This is a genomic window from Acidovorax sp. GW835-FHT14G06 (genome assembly GCF_058793595.1).
On record NZ_JBXAGA010000009.1, the window covers coordinates 93,989 to 110,015 of the forward strand.

Here is a 16,027-nt window from a genome sequence, read left to right on the forward strand (position 1 = left end):
ATGGCCCGCATCAGTCTGGATTTGGCGCATTCGTACAAGCCGAACCCGCAGCAGGACAGCGACTACGCCCTGCTGCCTTTGAAGATGGAGTTCGAGGACGGTGGCGCTTACGCGCTGCTCGGTCCCTCGGGCTGTGGCAAGACCACCATGCTCAACATCATGTCGGGCCTGCTTGTGCCGTCACACGGCAAGGTGCTGTTTGATGGCCGCGACGTGACGCGTGCCAGCCCGCAGGAGCGCAACATTGCGCAGGTCTTCCAGTTCCCGGTGATCTACGACACCATGACGGTGGCCGAGAACCTGGCGTTCCCGCTGCGCAACCGCAAGGTGCCCGAGGCGCAGATCAAGCAGCGTGTGGGCGTGATCGCCGAGATGCTGGAGATGAGTGGCCAGCTCAACCAGCGTGCGGCAGGCCTTGCGGCCGATGCCAAGCAGAAGATTTCTCTGGGCCGTGGACTGGTGCGCGCCGATGTGGCGGCCGTGCTGTTCGATGAGCCGCTCACGGTGATCGACCCGCACCTCAAGTGGCAGCTGCGGCGCAAGCTCAAGCAGATTCACCACGAACTCAAACTCACGCTGATCTACGTGACCCATGACCAGGTGGAGGCGCTGACCTTTGCGGACCAGGTGGTGGTGATGACGCGCGGCAAGGCCGTGCAGGTGGGGTCTGCCGACGCCTTGTTCGAGCGACCTGCGCATACTTTTGTGGGGCACTTCATTGGCTCGCCGGGCATGAACTTTTTGTCTGCGCACAGCGAGGGCGACAGTATCGCTGTGGCCGGGCATCGCCTGGCCAGCCCCGTGGGCCGTACGCTGCCGAACGGTGCCCTGCAGGTCGGCATCCGGCCCGAATACCTGGCCCTGGCCCAGCCGCAGCAGCCGGGCGCATTACCTTGCATGGTGGTGCAAGTGCAGGACATTGGCACCTACCTGATGCTGACCGCCAAGGTGGGCGAGCACACCGTCAAGGCGCGTTTCACACCCGAGACGCACCTGCCGTCGGCCGGTGACACGGCGTGGCTGCAGGTGCTGGGCACCCACACCTGCTTCTACCAGAACGAACAGTTGCTGACCGCGGAGGTCGCCCCATGAGCGCCGCCCGGCCGCCCGAAGGCGCTCAGCACCGCAGTGCGCAGCACGGAGGTTTCCAATGAGCACCACGACCAAACCCGTGAACCAGAAGGCCTGGTTCCTGATCCTGCCCGTGATTTTGTGTGTGGCCTTCTCGGCCATCCTGCCGTTGATGACGGTGGTGAACTACTCGGTGCAGGACATCATTTCGCCCGAGCGCCGTGTCTTTGTAGGCACGGAATGGTTTGTGCAGGTGATGCGCGATGAGGAGCTGCACGCCGCGCTGCTGCGCCAGTTGACCTTCTCGCTGGCGGTGCTGGCGGTGGAGATTCCGCTGGGCATCATGCTGGCGCTATCCATGCCTGCGCAAGGCTGGAAGTCGTCCGCCGTGCTGGTGGTGGTGGCCCTGTCCTTGTTGATCCCCTGGAACGTGGTGGGCACTATCTGGCAGATCTATGGCCGCGCCGACATCGGCCTCATGGGCCGGCTGCTCCAGGAGATGGGCATTGAATACAGCTACACCGGCAACGCCACGCAGGCGTGGCTCACGGTGCTGCTGATGGACGTGTGGCACTGGACGCCGCTGGTCGCTCTGCTGGCCTTTGCCGGGTTGCGGTCCATCCCTGACGCTTACTACCAGGCGGCCCGCATCGACGGTGCCAGCAAGTTCGCCGTGTTCCGCTACATCCAGCTGCCCAAGATGCGCGGCGTGCTGATGATTGCGGTGCTGCTGCGCTTCATGGACAGCTTCATGATCTATACCGAGCCTTTTGTGCTCACAGGCGGCGGGCCGGGCAATGCCACCACCTTCCTGAGCCAGTACTTGACGACCAAGGCTGTGGGCCAATTCGATCTGGGCCCTGCCGCAGCGTTCTCGCTGATCTATTTCTTCATCATCCTGCTGCTGTGTTTCATCCTCTACAACTGGATGCAGCGCGTGGGTACTGCCAGCAACGAAGGAGCCGGCCATGAATGAAAAGCGCTTCCAGAAGCGGTCGATCTTCCTTGTTGTCTACCTGCTGTTCGCCCTGTTGCCCATCTACTGGATGGTCAACATGAGCTTCAAGACCAATGAGGAGATCCTTTCGACCTTCACGTTCTTTCCACAGCATTTCACCTGGGCCAACTACAAGACCATCTTCACGGATGAATCCTGGTATTCGGGCTACATCAACAGCCTGATCTATGTGGCTATCAACACGGTGATCTCGCTCACCGTGGCGCTGCCCGCAGCCTATGCATTCAGCCGCTACCAGTTCCTTGGCGACAAGCATGTGTTCTTCTGGCTGCTGACCAACCGCATGACGCCACCAGCCGTGTTTTTGCTGCCGTTCTTCCAGCTCTACACGACTGTGGGGCTCATGGACACGCACATCGCCGTGGCGCTGGCGCACTTGCTGTTCAACGTGCCGCTGGCCGTGTGGATTCTGGAAGGTTTCATGAGCGGCATTCCGCGTGAGATCGACGAGACGGCCTACATCGACGGTTACAGCTTTCCGCGCTTTTTCATGACCATCTTCTTGCCGCTTATCAAGGCCGGCGTGGGCGTTGCAGCGTTTTTCTGCTTCATGTTCAGCTGGGTGGAGCTGCTGCTGGCCCGCACGCTGACCAGCGTGAATGCCAAGCCCATCGTGGCCACCATGACGCGCACGGTGAGCGCATCGGGCATGGACTGGGCGACGCTGGCGGCAGCGGGCGTGCTGACCATCGTGCCGGGTGCGATCGTGATCTGGTTTGTTCGCCACTACATCGCAAAAGGCTTTGCGATGGGGCGGGTTTGAGGAGGCAGCGAGATGTTTGACTGGATGGCCTGGACGCTGCCCGTGGCGGTGTTCTTCATTTGCATCGTGCTGATGCTGATCGGCATGACGGTGTGGGAGATCAAGTCGCCCACCACGATGCGCAAGGGCTTTTTGCCGCTGGAGACGACGCGCGGTGATCGGCTGTTTATTGGGCTGCTGTCAGCGGCTTACGTGAATCTTATTTTTGTGGGCATCAGCGGCAAGCTGGCCCAGTGGTTCAGCCTGCAGGGCGATCCGTCGATCTGGATCAGCTTTGTGCTGTCGATGGCAGTGCTGCTGCTCATCCTGCGCAAGGGGTGAGGTGCCTGCAGGCAGCCTTGATTTCAATGGTTCCCGTCGCGCGGCTCAACCCTTCCCCGGAGCCGCGCGACCCTTGCATCCAAAGGGGAGATGACTATGAGGAGACAGGCACTATGAAGACGCGGTACACAGCGCTGGCACTGGCAGTAGCGGTCATGACGGGTCAGGCCGCCATGGCGGGCGAGGCGGAGGCCAAAAAATGGATCGACACCGAGTTCCAGCCCTCCACGCTGAGCAAAGACCAGCAGATGGCCGAGATGAAGTGGTTCATGGACGCAGCCAAGAAGCTGCAGGCCAAGGGTGTGAAGGAAATTTCGGTGGTGTCCGAAACCATCACCACCCACGAATACGAATCCAAGACGCTCGCCAAGGCGTTCGAAGAAATCACCGGCATCAAGGTTAAGCACGACCTGATCCAGGAAGGTGACGTGGTCGAGAAGCTGCAGACCTCCATGCAGTCGGGCAAATCCATCTATGACGGCTGGATCTCGGACTCGGACCTGATCGGTACGCACTACCGCTACGGCAAGATCATGAACCTGACCGACTACATGGGCGGTGCAGGCAAGGAGTGGACCAACCCCGGCATCGACATCAAGGACTACATCGGTACCAAGTTCACGACCGGGCCGGACGGCAAGCTGTACCAGCTGCCTGACCAGCAGTTTGCCAACCTGTACTGGTTCCGCGCCGACCTGTTCGACCGCAAGGACATCAAGGACAAGTTCAAGGCCAAGTACGGCTACGACCTGGGCGTGCCGCTCAACTGGAGCGCCTATGAGGACATCGCAGAGTTCTTTACCAACGACGTGAAGAATATCGACGGCAAGCCCATCTATGGCCACATGGACTACGGCAAGAAGGACCCCTCCTTGGGCTGGCGTTTCACCGACGCCTGGCTGTCCATGGCTGGCACGGCCGACATCGGCGCGCCCAATGGCCTGCCGATCGACGAATGGGGCATCCGCGTGGCTGACGATAAGTGCACACCCGTGGGTGCCTCGGTGGCTCGTGGTGGTGCGACCAATTCGCCTGCCGCCGTCTACGCCCTCACCAAGTACGTGGACTGGATGAAGAAGTACGCGCCCAAGGAGGCCACGGGCATGACCTTCGGCGAAGCTGGTCCCGTGCCTGCACAAGGCCAGATCGCGCAGCAGATCTTCTGGTACACCGCCTTCACGGCCGACATGACCAAGCCCGGCCTGCCAGTGGTGAACGCCGACGGCACCCCCAAGTGGCGCATGGCCCCCGGCCCCAACGGTCCGTACTGGAAGCAAGGCATGCAGAACGGCTACCAGGACGTAGGCAGCTGGACCTTCTTCAAGGACCATGACGCCAACAAGACGGCTGCCGCCTGGCTCTACGCACAGTTCGTGACAGCCAAGACCACGTCGCTCAAGAAGACCATGGTCGGCCTGACGCCGATCCGCGAATCCGACATCCAGTCCAAGGCCATGACCGACATGGCGCCTAAGCTGGGAGGTCTGGTCGAGTTCTACCGCAGCCCGGCCCGCGTTGCATGGTCGCCCACTGGTACCAATGTGCCTGACTACCCCAAGCTGGCGCAGCTGTGGTGGAAGAACGTGGCACAGGCTGTGACGGGTGAAAAGACCCCCCAAGGCGCCATGGACACGCTGGCTGACGAGATGGACCAGGTGATGGCCCGTCTGGAGCGTGCGGGCATGGCACATTGCGCACCCAAGCTGAACCCCAAGAGCGATCCCTCCAAGTGGCTCAGCGACAAGCAAGCGCCTTGGGCCAAGCTGGCCAATGAGAAGCCAAAGGGCCAGACGATTGCCTATAACACGCTGCTGCAGGCGTGGAAGGACGGCAAGACGCGCTGATCCTCAGATCAAGGTGTTGTTGTAATCAACATTGATCGGCAGCCAGGGCCCAAAAGGTCTCTGGCTGCCTTTTTTGCTCCATACCGCCCTCGGCCCCTGTGCGGCTGCGGGGCGGGTTTTCACCCCGGGAGTGTCAGGAATTCAAGGGTAAACCCTTGGTTTTTACTCCGCCCATGGACAATCACCCCATGACCATTGCCACCGCTCCCCTTCCCACACGGCGCGCCGACCTCCTGGCCCGCCTCGCCCAGCCGCACCACTATGACCTCGCCGTGATCGGCGGCGGCGCGACGGGTCTGGGGGTAGCTCTGGATGCTGCCGCGCGTGGTTTCAGCGTGGTCCTGGTGGATTCGCACGACTTCGCCAAAGGGACTTCGTCCCGCGCCACCAAGCTGGTGCATGGCGGTGTTCGTTACTTGGCGCAGGGCAATATTGCGCTGGTGCGCGAGGCGCTGCATGAGCGCACAACGCTGCTGCACAACGCGCCCCATCTGGCGCAACCGCTGCCTTTTGTGATGCCGTCGTACCGTTTCTGGGAAACGCCGTTCTATGGCATCGGTCTCATGATGTACGACGCTCTTGCTGGCAAGGCCGGTCTGGGCGCTACCGAGTTTCTGGGGCGCGCTCGAACCCTGCAATGCCTTCCGACAGCCCGTACCGAGGGTCTCAAGGGTGGTGTCAAGTATTGGGACGGCCAGTTTGATGACGCTCGCTTGGCCTTGGCGCTGGCGCGTACGGCTGCGAGCCTGGGGGCGTTGGTTGTCAATTACTGTCCCGCACGGTCGCTGGTCCACGAGGCGGGCAAGGTCGTGGGTTTTGTCTGCGAGGACACGGACAGTGGCCAGCAGTTCACGGTGCGCGCCCGGTCGGTGGTCAACGCCACGGGTGTGTGGGTGGACACGCTGCGCCAGATGGACGGTGAAGCCATCGGGCGGCCCGTCAAGCCCATGGTGGCACCCAGCCAGGGGGTGCACATTGTGGTGGACCGGGAGTTCCTGCCGTCTGACCACGCGCTGATGGTGCCCAAGACTGCCGATGGCCGCGTGTTGTTTGCCGTGCCATGGCTCGGCAAACTCATTTTGGGGACCACCGACAGCCCGCGCCAGGACGTGGTGCGTGAACCTGAACCCTTCCAGGAGGAGGTGCGGTTCATTCTGGAGGAGTCTGCGCGCTATCTAACCCGTGCGCCCCGTGTCGAGGACATTCGCAGTATCTGGGTGGGCTTGCGTCCGCTGGTCAAGCCGCAGGACGACGATGGTGACAACACCAAGAAGATCAGTCGGGAGCACACCGTACTGGCCAGCCGCAGTGGCCTGATCACCGTGACCGGTGGAAAATGGACCACTTACCGGGCAATGGCGGAAGATGTGTTGCAAAAATGCTTCACCACGGGCCTGCTGCCGGAAAAGCCGGCCGGTGTGACCAACCATCTGCCCCTGGTGGGAACCCCCGGAGAGCCCGTGCAGCACCGCATCAGCGATGCCCAGGGCCTGCACTCTTACGGCAGTGAAGCGGCCGCAGTGTTGGGAATGCCGGGTGCGCAGGCCGATCTGGGCGGCGGCTTGACGGAGGCTATGGTGCGCTTTGCGGCCCGCTATGAATATGCCTGCACGGTGGAAGATGTGCTGGCGCGGCGTTCGCGCCTGCTGTTCCTGGATGCCCGCAAAGCCATAGACCTGGCGCCGGTTGTCGCGGGCATCCTGCGCGAGGAACTGGGCGCCGACCCGCAATTGGAGGCCTTTCTGGCCCTGGCGCAACAATATCTGCATGTGCCTGCATAACACTCGCTTGACTTCCCAAAAGTCTTTTGCAATAATCGAGGGCTTCGCGTTTCCTACGTGAAGTTTCTGCCCAGCGGGAAGTGCTGCAAATGGTTTGCGGTGCGGACGACGGGCCCAAGACTGACTGGCTGATCTTCAGCCCTCGAGAAGTTCTCTGGGGCTGTTGTCTTCTGGTGCAAGTTGGGAATATTGAAATGATCCAGACAGAATCTCGGTTAGAGGTTGCCGACAATACCGGCGCCAAGTCCGTCCTTTGCATCAAGGTGCTGGGTGGCTCGAAGCGTCGCTATGCAAGCGTTGGCGACATCATCAAGGTGAGCATCAAAGAAGCCGCTCCACGTGGCCGCGTCAAAAAAGGCGAGGTTTACAGTGCAGTGGTGGTTCGCACGGCGAAGGGTATTCGTCGCGGCGATGGTTCGCTCGTCAAATTCGATGGCAACGCCGCAGTGTTGCTGAATGCAAAGTTGGAGCCTATCGGCACCCGCATCTTTGGACCCGTGACGCGTGAACTGCGTACCGAAAAGTTCATGAAGATCGTGTCCTTGGCTCCTGAAGTTCTCTAAGGACGCGCCATGAACAAGATTCGCAAGGGCGACGAAGTCATCGTGCTGACCGGCCGTGACAAGGGCAAGCGCGGCACTGTGTCGCTGCGCAAAGATGACTCCCACCTCGTCATCGACGGTATCAATTTGGTCAAGAAGCATGCCAAGCCGAACCCGATGAAGGGTACGACCGGCGGCATCATCGAAAAGGCCATGCCGATTCACCAGTCCAATGTGGCCATCTTCAATGCTGCTACCGGCAAGGCTGATCGCGTGGGCATCAAGGTGCAGGCTGACGGCACACGCGTTCGTGTGTTCAAGTCCAGCGGCGCTGAAATCAAGGCGGCCTAAGGGGTAAACATGGCACGACTCCAAGAAATTTACCGCGACAAGATCGCACCCGAGCTGACCAAGCAGTTCGGTTACACCTCGCCGATGCAGGTTCCCCGTCTGACCAAGATCACCCTGAACATGGGCGTGAGCGAAGCAGTCTCGGACAAGAAGGTGATGGACAACGCCGTGGCCGACCTGACCAAGATTGCTGGTCAGAAGCCTGTGGTGACCAAGGCCAAGAAGGCTATCGCCGGTTTCAAGATCCGCGAAGGTCAAGCCATCGGTTGCATGGTCACGCTGCGTGGCGTGCAGATGTATGAGTTCCTGGATCGTTTCGTGACCGTGGCGCTGCCTCGCGTTCGTGACTTCCGTGGTATCTCCGGTCGCGCCTTCGATGGCCGTGGCAACTACAACATCGGCGTCAAAGAACAGATCATCTTCCCTGAAATTGAGTACGACAAGGTTGACGCCCTGCGCGGTCTCAATATCAGCATCACCACGACGGCCAAGTCCGACGAAGAAGCCAAGGCGCTTCTCGCTGGTTTCCGTTTCCCGTTCAAGAACTGAGGCGAAGCATGGCTAAAGTAGCTTTGATCCAGCGCGAACTGAAGCGCGAAAAACTGGCAGCCAAGTACGCAACCAAGTATGCGGAACTGAAGGCAATCGCTGGCGATGCCAAGCGCAGCGACGAAGAGCGTGATGCAGCCCGCCTGGGCCTGCAAAAGCTCCCGCGTAACGCCAACCCCACACGTCAGCGCAACCGTTGCGAAATCACCGGTCGTCCACGTGGCACCTTCCGTCAATTCGGTCTGGCTCGCGCCAAGATCCGCGAACTGGCTTTCAATGGCGACATCCCTGGTGTCACCAAGGCCAGCTGGTAAGCAGGCAGGAGAGATTAAACATGAGCATGAGTGATCCCATCGCTGACTTGCTGACCCGCATCCGTAATGCACAGATGGTCTCCAAGGCCACGGTTCAGGTGCCTTCTTCCAAAGTGAAGATTGCCATCGCCCAGGTGCTGAAGGACGAAGGTTACATCGACGGCTTCCAGGTCAAGACCGAAGCTGGCAAGTCCGAACTCGAAATTGCCCTGAAGTATTACGCAGGCCGTCCAGTGATTGAACGCATCGAGCGCGTCAGCCGCCCTGGTCTGCGTGTCTACAAAGGCCGTGATTCCATTCCACAAGTCATGAACGGTCTGGGTGTGGCAATTGTCACAACTCCCAAGGGTGTGATGACTGATCGCAAGGCGCGCGCTACCGGTGTCGGTGGCGAAGTGCTCTGCTACGTGGCCTAACCCGCGGCATTGAGGAGAAACTGAAATGTCCCGAGTAGGAAAAATGCCCGTGACCATCCCCGCAGGTGTGGATGTGTCCGTGAAGAGTGACCAGATCTCCGTGAAGGGCTCTGGCGGCACGCTGTCGCTGGCGCAAAACGCGCTGGTGAAGGTGTCGAGCAATGAAGGCAAGCTCAGCTTTGAGCCTGCCAATGATTCCCGCGAAGCCAATGCCATGAGCGGCACGATTCGCCAGTTGGTCAACAACATGGTGGTCGGCGTCAGCAAGGGCTTCGAAAAGAAGCTGAGCTTGGTAGGCGTGGGTTACAAGGCTGCTGCAGCCGGTTCCAAGCTGAACCTGGCCGTCGGCTATTCGCACCCGGTCAACATCGAGATGCCCGCTGGTATCACGGTTGCCACCCCTACCCCCACTGAAGTGGTGATCAAGGGTGCTGATCGTCAACGCGTCGGTCAGATCGCCGCTGAGATCCGTGCTGTTCGTCCACCCGAGCCCTACAAGGGCAAGGGCATCCGCTACGCGGACGAAAAGATCACGATCAAAGAGACCAAGAAGAAATAAGGAGCTGCAACATGTTGACCAAGAAAGAGCAGCGTCTTCGTCGTTCGCGCCAGACCCGCATCCGCATTGCACAGCAAGGCGTGGCTCGTCTCACCGTGAACCGTACGAACCTCCATATCTACGCCAGTGTGATTTCCGGCGACGGCAGCAAGGTGCTGGCAAGCGCTTCGACGGCAGAAGCCGATGTGCGCAAGTCGCTCGGCGGTTCGGGCAAGGGTGGCAATGCCGCTGCAGCCCAGATCATCGGCAAGCGTATCGCTGAGAAGGCGAAAGCTGCGGGTGTCGAGAAGGTTGCATTTGATCGCGCAGGCTTTGCCTACCACGGTCGCGTCAAGGCCCTGGCCGACGCAGCCCGTGAAGCCGGCCTGCAGTTCTAAGCGGAGCGGAATAAAAAATGGCTAAATTTCAACCCAAAGTGCAAGACGAAGGTCGTGACGACGGTCTGCGCGAAAAAATGATCGCGGTCAACCGCGTGACCAAAGTCGTGAAGGGTGGCCGTATCCTCGGTTTCGCCGCACTGACTGTGGTTGGCGACGGTGACGGCCGCGTGGGCATGGGTAAGGGCAAGTCCAAGGAAGTGCCTGCTGCCGTGCAGAAGGCGATGGAAGAAGCCCGCCGCAACATGGTCAAGGTGTCCCTGAAGAACGGCACCATTTATCACAACGTTACCGGCCACCATGGCGCGGCAGTAGTGATGATGGCTCCCGCTCCCAAGGGTACCGGTATCATCGCTGGCGGCCCAATGCGCGCTGTCTTTGAAGTGCTGGGTGTGACCGACATCGTGGCCAAGAGCCACGGCTCGTCGAATCCCTACAACATGGTCCGTGCTACCTTTGACGCGCTCGTCAACTCGACGACTCCGTCGAACGTGGCAGCCAAGCGCGGCAAGACAGTCGAAGACATCTTCGCCTGAACCGGAGCCTGAATATGACAACGCAACAAACAGTCAAGATTCAACTGGTGCGCAGCCCGATTGGCACCAAGGAATCGCACCGCGCCACCGTTCGTGGCCTGGGTCTGCGCAAGCTGAACAGCGTCAGCGAATTGAAGGATTCGCCCGAAGTTCGCGGCATGATTAACAAGATCAGCTACCTGGTCAAAATCGTCTGAGAGATAGATCATGGAACTCAATAGCATCAAGCCCGCAGACGGCGCCAAGCATGCCAAGCGCCGCGTAGGCCGTGGTATCGGCTCCGGTCTGGGCAAGACCGCTGGCCGTGGTCACAAGGGCCAAAAGTCCCGCTCTGGTGGCTACCACAAGGTGGGCTTCGAAGGCGGTCAAATGCCTCTGCAACGTCGCTTGCCCAAGCGCGGCTTCAAGTCGCACCTGCTCAAGTTCAATGCAGAAGTTACGCTGACGGCGCTGGACCAACTGGGCCTGGCCGAAGTGGATGTGCTGGCACTGAAGCAAGCTGGTCTGGTGGGCGAACTGGCCAAGGTGGTCAAGGTCATCAAGAGCGGTTCCCTGACCAAGGCAGTCAAGCTGTCTGGCGTGGGCGCTACGGCTGGTGCCAAGGCAGCCATCGAAGCTGCTGGCGGCAGCGTCGCCTGAGTGTGGCACTGAAGGAAGGCATCTGTGGCTACTAGCGCGGCTCAAATTGCAAAGACCGGAAAATTCGGCGACCTGCGTCGTCGTCTGGTTTTTCTGTTGTTAGCGCTGGTCGTATACCGCATCGGGGCTCATATCCCTGTGCCAGGTATCGATCCAGCCCAACTTCAGCAGCTGTTCAGTGGCCAGCAGGGCGGCATCCTGAACCTGTTCAACATGTTCTCGGGCGGTGCGCTGTCGCGTTTCACGGTGTTCGCTCTGGGGATCATGCCGTACATCTCTGCATCGATCATCATGCAGTTGATGACATACGTGCTGCCGGCCTTTGAGCAGTTGAAGAAGGAAGGCGAAGCAGGTCGCAGAAAGATCACGCAATACACCCGTTACGGGACCTTGGGCCTGGCGCTGTTTCAGTCTCTGGGTATTGCTGTTGCTCTCGAAAGCTCTGCTGGCTTGGTTCTGAGCCCCGGCTTTGGCTTCCGCCTGACTGCAGTGGTCAGTTTGACGGCAGGAACCATGTTTCTGATGTGGTTGGGTGAGCAGATCACTGAGCGTGGCCTGGGCAACGGGATTTCGATCCTGATCTTCGGTGGTATCGCTGCCGGGTTACCCAGTTCGATCGGTGGTCTTCTGGAGTTGGTTCGTACCGGCGCCATGAGCATCCTGGCAGCCATCTTCATCGTTATCGTGGTGGGTCTGGTGACTTACTTCGTGGTGTTCGTAGAGCGTGGTCAGCGCAAGATTCTGGTGAACTATGCACGGCGACAAGTCGGCAACAAGGTGTATGGCGGTCAATCGTCGCACTTGCCCTTGAAACTGAACATGGCCGGTGTGATTCCTCCGATCTTCGCGTCGTCGATCATCTTGCTGCCTGCGACGGTGGTGAACTGGTTCAGTGCTGGTGAATCGATGCGTTGGCTCAAGGACATCTCGGGTGCACTGACTCCAGGTCAGCCAATCTACGTGATGTTCTATGCTGCTGCGATCATTTTCTTCTGCTTTTTCTACACGGCGTTGGTGTTCAACAGTCGCGAGACAGCAGATAACCTGAAGAAGAGCGGTGCGTTCATCCCAGGCATTCGTCCCGGTGAACAAACGGCCCGCTACATCGACAAGATCTTGGTTCGCCTGACCTTGGCCGGTGCTGTGTACATCACTTTCGTGTGTCTGTTGCCGGAGTTTCTGATCCTGAAGTACAACGTACCGTTTTACTTTGGTGGAACTTCGCTGCTGATTATTGTGGTGGTGACCATGGACTTCATGGCCCAGGTCCAGAACTACATGATGTCGCAACAGTACGAATCGCTGCTCAAGAAGGCTAACTTCAAAGGCAGTACAGGCGGTTGACAGCACGAGGGTAGCGCCCAGCGCTGCCCGCAAAGAGTTGGATATCGATTGAGTTGGCGCCCCACGATTTTTCGCGGGCACAAATTGTGTTCCGTGCGAAGCAGCCGGGACGGATGGAAAAGTTTTAGGAGAATGCAATGAGAGTTTCGGCTTCGGTCAAAAAAATCTGCCGCAACTGCAAGATCATCCGCCGCAAGGGTGTGGTGCGCGTGATCTGCACGGATCTGCGTCACAAGCAGCGCCAAGGTTGATTGGAAAGTATTAGAGGACGCATATGGCACGTATCGCTGGCATTAACATTCCGCCGCACAAGCACGCGGAAATCGGTTTGACCGCCATTTTTGGCATTGGTCGCACCCGCGCTCGCAAGATCTGCGAAGCAACTGGTATCGCTTACTCCAAGAAGATCAAGGATCTGACGGACGGCGATCTAGAAAAAATTCGCGAGCAAATCGAGCAGTTCACCATTGAAGGTGACCTGCGCCGCGAAACCACGATGAACATCAAGCGTTTGATGGACATCGGCTGCTATCGTGGCTTCCGCCATCGCCGCGGTCTGCCAATGCGTGGTCAGCGCACCCGTACCAATGCTCGCACTCGCAAGGGTCCGCGCAAGGGTGCAGCTGCACTGAAGAAATAAAGATTGAAAGATCATCATGGCTAAGTCTCCTGCCAATAACGCAGCTCAGCGCGTTCGCAAGAAGGTCCGGAAGAATGTTTCGGACGGCATTGCACACGTGCACGCCTCGTTCAACAACACCATCATCACGATCACCGACCGTCAGGGCAACGCCCTGTCGTGGGCTTCGTCCGGTGGCCAAGGTTTCAAGGGTTCGCGCAAGTCCACCCCATTCGCAGCCCAGGTGGCTTCGGAAGTGGCTGGTCGCGCTGCCATCGATCAAGGTATCAAGAACCTGGACGTCGAAATCAAGGGCCCAGGTCCTGGTCGTGAGTCTTCGGTGCGCGCATTGGGCGCACTGGGCATCCGTATCACATCGATCTCCGATGTGACCCCGGTGCCACACAACGGCTGCCGCCCTCAAAAGCGCCGTCGTATCTAATCTCTCTAAGCCCACCGCCGCCTGTGAACGCGCAAGCGCCTCAGGCGGCTCCCGCAATGGTTTGCGGTAGATGACACAAAGGAAGCTCAAGTGGCACGTTACCTCGGCCCCAAGGCCAAACTCTCCCGCCGTGAAGGCACCGACCTGTTCCTGAAGAGCGCACGTCGTTCGATTGCCGACAAGTCCAAGTTCGACTCCAAGCCTGGTCAGCACGGCCGCACTTCGGGTGCCCGCACCTCTGACTACGGTCTGCAACTGCGTGAAAAGCAGAAGGTCAAGCGCATGTATGGCGTGCTGGAAAAGCAGTTCCGCCGTTACTTCGAAGCCGCCGACGGCAAGAAGGGTAACACTGGTGCCAACCTGCTGTTCCTGCTGGAATCCCGTCTCGACAACGTCGTGTACCGTATGGGTTTCGGCTCCACTCGCGCTGAAGCGCGTCAGCTGGTGTCGCACAAGGCGATCACCGTGAACGGCAAGTCCGTGAATATCGCTTCGTACCTCGTGAAAACGGGTGATGTGGTGGCTGTGCGCGAAAAGTCCAAGAAGCAAAACCGCGTGGTGGAAGCCCTGCAACTGGCGGCCCAAGTGGGCATGCCCGCCTGGGTGGAAGTGAATGCCGAGAAGGCAGAAGGCATCTTCAAGAAGGTGCCGGACCGCGATGAATTTGGCGCCGACATCAACGAATCGCTGATCGTTGAGTTGTACTCGCGCTAATCGGTCGAGTACGTAATTCAAGAAAACCGTCCCTAAACCGCGAGGCATCGCGGTTTAGGCGCTTCACCAGCCTTACCGGTGTAACGAGCTGGGGGTATTGAGAGGAAGTCTGAATGCAAACCAATTTGCTGAAACCCAAGGCGATCAATGTCGAGCAGCTTGGCCACAACCGTGCCAAGGTCGCACTGGAGCCGTTCGAGCGTGGGTACGGCCACACGCTGGGCAACGCCATTCGGCGCGTCCTGCTCTCGTCCATGGTGGGTTACGCAGCGACGGAAGTCACGATTGCAGGAGTGCTGCACGAGTATTCGTCCATTGACGGCGTTCAAGAGGACGTGGTCAACATCCTGTTGAACCTCAAGGGTGTGGTGTTCAAGCTCCACAACCGTGACGAAGTGACGTTGAGTCTGCGCAAGGATGGCGAAGGTGTGGTCACTGCCCGTGACATCCAGACCCCTCACGACGTGGAAATCGTCAACCCTGATCACGTGATCGCCAACCTGTCTGCTGGCGGGAAGCTGGACATGCAGATCAAGGTCGAGAAGGGCCGTGGCTATGTGCCGGGCAATCTGCGTCGCTATGCTGACGAATCGACCAAGTCGATTGGGCGCATTGTGCTGGATGCATCGTTCTCGCCAGTGAAGCGCGTGAGCTACACGGTGGAAAGCGCTCGTGTCGAGCAGCGTACCGACCTGGACAAGTTGGTTGTCGAGATCGAGACCAACGGTGCGATCACTGCCGAAGATGCCGTGCGCGCATCGGCCAAGATCCTGGTGGAACAGCTGGCGGTATTCGCACAGCTGGAAGGCGGCGAACTGGCTGCTTTCGACGCACCCGCAGGCCCACGTGGCAATGCGACGTTCGATCCGATCTTGCTGCGTCCTGTGGACGAGCTGGAACTGACCGTGCGTTCTGCCAACTGCCTGAAGGCGGAGAACATCTACTACATCGGTGATCTGATTCAGCGCACCGAGAACGAACTGCTCAAGACGCCTAACCTCGGTCGCAAGTCGCTCAACGAAATCAAGGAAGTGCTGGCATCGCGTGGTCTCACCTTGGGCATGAAGCTTGAGAACTGGCCGCCAGCAGGTCTGGACAAGCGTTAAGCCAAAGCTATAATCGAAGGCTGCCCGAAGTTTGGGCGCCCGGTTTGATGTCCCCCGCAAGGGGGACTTTTCGTTCCCTGCGGGGAACAGTGCCTCGGGCAGTACCTGATACGGCTGCCTGATTTAATTACATAGACAGTAGAAAGAAAGCACCATGCGCCACGGACACGGCCTTCGCAAACTCAACCGCACCAGCTCGCACCGCCTCGCGATGCTGCAGAACATGATGAACTCGCTCATCGAGCACGAAGTCATCAAGACCACTGTTCCCAAGGCAAAGGAACTGCGCCGCGTGATCGAGCCCATGATCACCCTGGCCAAGGAAGATTCTCTCGCCAACCGTCGCTTGGCATTCAACCGTCTGCGTGACCGTGACAGCGTGACCAAGCTGTTCAACGACCTGGGCCCGCGTTTCAAGGTGCGTCCTGGCGGCTACACCCGTATTCTGAAGATGGGCTTCCGCGTGGGCGACAATGCGCCTATGGCCCTGGTCGAATTGGTCGATCGTGCTGCAGAAACTGAAAATAATTCGGCAGCAGCTGAATAATAGGGTATAATTTATTTCTTACCGCGCGATGGAGCAGTCTGGTAGCTCGTTGGGCTCATAACCCAAAGGTCGGAGGTTCAAATCCTTCTCGCGCAACCAAAACATAGCAAATACTGCTAAAGCAAAACGCCCACTTTTTAGTGGGCGTTTTTGTTTGTGCTCTTGGTCCACGGT

Annotated in this window: 23 protein-coding genes and 1 tRNA gene; all 24 read left to right on the forward strand. The window is 59.1% G+C overall.

Features of this window, described 5'->3' with window-relative positions:
• The 24 genes from AC1Q64_RS16925 (at position 1) to AC1Q64_RS17040 (ending at position 15,952) form a co-directional block, all read left to right on the forward strand.
• Positions 1-1,092 (forward strand): ABC transporter ATP-binding protein, encoded by a 1,092-nt coding sequence (locus AC1Q64_RS16925; protein WP_099729091.1) that lies wholly within the window; start codon positions 1-3, stop codon positions 1,090-1,092.
• Between the two features lie 58 nt (positions 1,093-1,150).
• On the forward strand, positions 1,151-2,047 hold the full coding sequence (locus AC1Q64_RS16930) for a carbohydrate ABC transporter permease (RefSeq protein ID WP_492252142.1): 897 nt from the start codon (positions 1,151-1,153) through the stop codon (positions 2,045-2,047).
• On the forward strand, positions 2,040-2,852 hold the full coding sequence (locus AC1Q64_RS16935) for a carbohydrate ABC transporter permease (protein WP_099729093.1): 813 nt from the start codon (positions 2,040-2,042) through the stop codon (positions 2,850-2,852). The genes AC1Q64_RS16930 and AC1Q64_RS16935 overlap by 8 nt, the downstream gene beginning before the upstream one ends.
• A gap of 12 nt (positions 2,853-2,864) precedes the next feature.
• Positions 2,865-3,173 carry a DUF2160 domain-containing protein gene (locus tag AC1Q64_RS16940; RefSeq protein ID WP_099729094.1) on the forward strand — a complete coding sequence of 103 codons (309 nt, stop codon included), beginning with the start codon at positions 2,865-2,867 and terminating at the stop codon, positions 3,171-3,173.
• A 113-nt stretch (positions 3,174-3,286) separates the two neighbouring features.
• Entirely contained in the window at positions 3,287-5,017 is a 1,731-nt protein-coding gene (locus AC1Q64_RS16945) for an ABC transporter substrate-binding protein (RefSeq protein ID WP_099729095.1), read from the forward strand.
• Between the two features lie 188 nt (positions 5,018-5,205).
• A complete protein-coding gene (locus AC1Q64_RS16950; protein ID WP_291432844.1) occupies positions 5,206-6,798 on the forward strand; it encodes a glycerol-3-phosphate dehydrogenase/oxidase in 1,593 nt (530 codons plus the stop codon).
• A 194-nt stretch (positions 6,799-6,992) separates the two neighbouring features.
• Positions 6,993-7,361, forward strand: a complete 369-nt coding sequence (gene rplN, locus AC1Q64_RS16955; RefSeq protein ID WP_007861702.1) for a 50S ribosomal protein L14 — start codon at positions 6,993-6,995, stop codon at positions 7,359-7,361.
• 9 nt (positions 7,362-7,370) lie between these two features.
• A complete protein-coding gene (rplX, locus tag AC1Q64_RS16960; RefSeq protein ID WP_008906524.1) occupies positions 7,371-7,691 on the forward strand; it encodes a 50S ribosomal protein L24 in 321 nt (106 codons plus the stop codon).
• Positions 7,692-7,700: 9 nt separating this feature from the next.
• The gene (rplE, locus tag AC1Q64_RS16965) at positions 7,701-8,240 is read left to right on the forward strand and encodes a 50S ribosomal protein L5 (RefSeq protein WP_005793632.1); all 540 of its coding nucleotides are present in this window, start codon (positions 7,701-7,703) and stop codon (positions 8,238-8,240) included.
• A gap of 8 nt (positions 8,241-8,248) precedes the next feature.
• Positions 8,249-8,554, forward strand: a complete 306-nt coding sequence (rpsN, locus tag AC1Q64_RS16970; RefSeq protein ID WP_015016017.1) for a 30S ribosomal protein S14 — start codon at positions 8,249-8,251, stop codon at positions 8,552-8,554.
• A gap of 20 nt (positions 8,555-8,574) precedes the next feature.
• Positions 8,575-8,970, forward strand: coding sequence for a 30S ribosomal protein S8 (gene rpsH / locus AC1Q64_RS16975; RefSeq protein WP_291432885.1), 396 nt, complete (start codon positions 8,575-8,577; stop codon positions 8,968-8,970).
• A 25-nt stretch (positions 8,971-8,995) separates the two neighbouring features.
• Positions 8,996-9,529: a 50S ribosomal protein L6 gene (rplF, locus tag AC1Q64_RS16980; protein WP_056065384.1), complete on the forward strand. Its 534-nt coding sequence runs from the start codon at positions 8,996-8,998 to the stop codon at positions 9,527-9,529.
• An 11-nt stretch (positions 9,530-9,540) separates the two neighbouring features.
• Complete coding sequence (gene rplR / locus AC1Q64_RS16985; RefSeq protein WP_005793639.1) at positions 9,541-9,906, forward strand: 50S ribosomal protein L18; 366 nt, start codon at positions 9,541-9,543, stop codon at positions 9,904-9,906.
• Between the two features lie 17 nt (positions 9,907-9,923).
• On the forward strand, positions 9,924-10,442 hold the full coding sequence (rpsE, locus tag AC1Q64_RS16990) for a 30S ribosomal protein S5 (RefSeq protein ID WP_015016014.1): 519 nt from the start codon (positions 9,924-9,926) through the stop codon (positions 10,440-10,442).
• Between the two features lie 14 nt (positions 10,443-10,456).
• Positions 10,457-10,639 carry a 50S ribosomal protein L30 gene (rpmD, locus tag AC1Q64_RS16995; RefSeq protein ID WP_005793644.1) on the forward strand — a complete coding sequence of 61 codons (183 nt, stop codon included), beginning with the start codon at positions 10,457-10,459 and terminating at the stop codon, positions 10,637-10,639.
• 10 nt (positions 10,640-10,649) lie between these two features.
• Complete coding sequence (gene rplO / locus AC1Q64_RS17000; RefSeq protein WP_015016013.1) at positions 10,650-11,081, forward strand: 50S ribosomal protein L15; 432 nt, start codon at positions 10,650-10,652, stop codon at positions 11,079-11,081.
• 24 nt (positions 11,082-11,105) lie between these two features.
• Positions 11,106-12,425, forward strand: a complete 1,320-nt coding sequence (secY, locus tag AC1Q64_RS17005) for a preprotein translocase subunit SecY (RefSeq protein WP_291432892.1) — start codon at positions 11,106-11,108, stop codon at positions 12,423-12,425.
• Positions 12,426-12,562: 137 nt separating this feature from the next.
• Complete coding sequence (gene rpmJ, locus AC1Q64_RS17010) at positions 12,563-12,676, forward strand: 50S ribosomal protein L36 (RefSeq protein WP_005793651.1); 114 nt, start codon at positions 12,563-12,565, stop codon at positions 12,674-12,676.
• A gap of 23 nt (positions 12,677-12,699) precedes the next feature.
• A complete protein-coding gene (rpsM, locus tag AC1Q64_RS17015) occupies positions 12,700-13,065 on the forward strand; it encodes a 30S ribosomal protein S13 (RefSeq protein WP_008906516.1) in 366 nt (121 codons plus the stop codon).
• 16 nt (positions 13,066-13,081) lie between these two features.
• On the forward strand, positions 13,082-13,486 hold the full coding sequence (gene rpsK / locus AC1Q64_RS17020; RefSeq protein ID WP_005793662.1) for a 30S ribosomal protein S11: 405 nt from the start codon (positions 13,082-13,084) through the stop codon (positions 13,484-13,486).
• Positions 13,487-13,576: 90 nt separating this feature from the next.
• Positions 13,577-14,200, forward strand: coding sequence for a 30S ribosomal protein S4 (gene rpsD / locus AC1Q64_RS17025; protein WP_010466299.1), 624 nt, complete (start codon positions 13,577-13,579; stop codon positions 14,198-14,200).
• 113 nt (positions 14,201-14,313) lie between these two features.
• Complete coding sequence (locus AC1Q64_RS17030; protein ID WP_005793666.1) at positions 14,314-15,306, forward strand: DNA-directed RNA polymerase subunit alpha; 993 nt, start codon at positions 14,314-14,316, stop codon at positions 15,304-15,306.
• Positions 15,307-15,460: 154 nt separating this feature from the next.
• Positions 15,461-15,853 (forward strand): 50S ribosomal protein L17, encoded by a 393-nt coding sequence (gene rplQ / locus AC1Q64_RS17035; RefSeq protein ID WP_291432905.1) that lies wholly within the window; start codon positions 15,461-15,463, stop codon positions 15,851-15,853.
• Between the two features lie 22 nt (positions 15,854-15,875).
• Positions 15,876-15,952: transfer RNA gene (locus tag AC1Q64_RS17040), tRNA-Met, on the forward strand.
• Positions 15,953-16,027: the final 75 nt, after the last annotated feature.

Excerpts from the sequence above, each read along its gene's own strand:
- rplO (WP_015016013.1), top strand. The coding sequence starts at position 10,650 with ATGGAACTCAATAGCATCAAGCCCGCAGACGGCGCCAAGCATGCCAAG.
- AC1Q64_RS16945 (WP_099729095.1), top strand. The coding sequence starts at position 3,287 with ATGAAGACGCGGTACACAGCGCTGGCACTGGCAGTAGCGGTCATGACG.
- rpsM (WP_008906516.1), top strand. The coding sequence starts at position 12,700 with ATGGCACGTATCGCTGGCATTAACATTCCGCCGCACAAGCACGCGGAA.
- rplX (WP_008906524.1), top strand. The coding sequence starts at position 7,371 with ATGAACAAGATTCGCAAGGGCGACGAAGTCATCGTGCTGACCGGCCGT.
- rpsN (WP_015016017.1), top strand. The coding sequence starts at position 8,249 with ATGGCTAAAGTAGCTTTGATCCAGCGCGAACTGAAGCGCGAAAAACTG.
- rplR (WP_005793639.1), top strand. The coding sequence starts at position 9,541 with ATGTTGACCAAGAAAGAGCAGCGTCTTCGTCGTTCGCGCCAGACCCGC.
- AC1Q64_RS17030 (WP_005793666.1), top strand. The coding sequence starts at position 14,314 with ATGCAAACCAATTTGCTGAAACCCAAGGCGATCAATGTCGAGCAGCTT.
- rpsK (WP_005793662.1), top strand. The coding sequence starts at position 13,082 with ATGGCTAAGTCTCCTGCCAATAACGCAGCTCAGCGCGTTCGCAAGAAG.
- AC1Q64_RS16930 (WP_492252142.1), top strand. The coding sequence starts at position 1,151 with ATGAGCACCACGACCAAACCCGTGAACCAGAAGGCCTGGTTCCTGATC.
- rplQ (WP_291432905.1), top strand. The coding sequence starts at position 15,461 with ATGCGCCACGGACACGGCCTTCGCAAACTCAACCGCACCAGCTCGCAC.
- AC1Q64_RS16950 (WP_291432844.1), top strand. The coding sequence starts at position 5,206 with ATGACCATTGCCACCGCTCCCCTTCCCACACGGCGCGCCGACCTCCTG.
- AC1Q64_RS16940 (WP_099729094.1), top strand. The coding sequence starts at position 2,865 with ATGTTTGACTGGATGGCCTGGACGCTGCCCGTGGCGGTGTTCTTCATT.
- rplE (WP_005793632.1), top strand. The coding sequence starts at position 7,701 with ATGGCACGACTCCAAGAAATTTACCGCGACAAGATCGCACCCGAGCTG.
- rplN (WP_007861702.1), top strand. The coding sequence starts at position 6,993 with ATGATCCAGACAGAATCTCGGTTAGAGGTTGCCGACAATACCGGCGCC.
- AC1Q64_RS16925 (WP_099729091.1), top strand. The coding sequence starts at position 1 with ATGGCCCGCATCAGTCTGGATTTGGCGCATTCGTACAAGCCGAACCCG.
- rpsH (WP_291432885.1), top strand. The coding sequence starts at position 8,575 with ATGAGCATGAGTGATCCCATCGCTGACTTGCTGACCCGCATCCGTAAT.
- rplF (WP_056065384.1), top strand. The coding sequence starts at position 8,996 with ATGTCCCGAGTAGGAAAAATGCCCGTGACCATCCCCGCAGGTGTGGAT.
- rpsE (WP_015016014.1), top strand. The coding sequence starts at position 9,924 with ATGGCTAAATTTCAACCCAAAGTGCAAGACGAAGGTCGTGACGACGGT.
- rpmD (WP_005793644.1), top strand. The coding sequence starts at position 10,457 with ATGACAACGCAACAAACAGTCAAGATTCAACTGGTGCGCAGCCCGATT.
- AC1Q64_RS16935 (WP_099729093.1), top strand. The coding sequence starts at position 2,040 with ATGAATGAAAAGCGCTTCCAGAAGCGGTCGATCTTCCTTGTTGTCTAC.
- rpmJ (WP_005793651.1), top strand. The coding sequence starts at position 12,563 with ATGAGAGTTTCGGCTTCGGTCAAAAAAATCTGCCGCAACTGCAAGATC.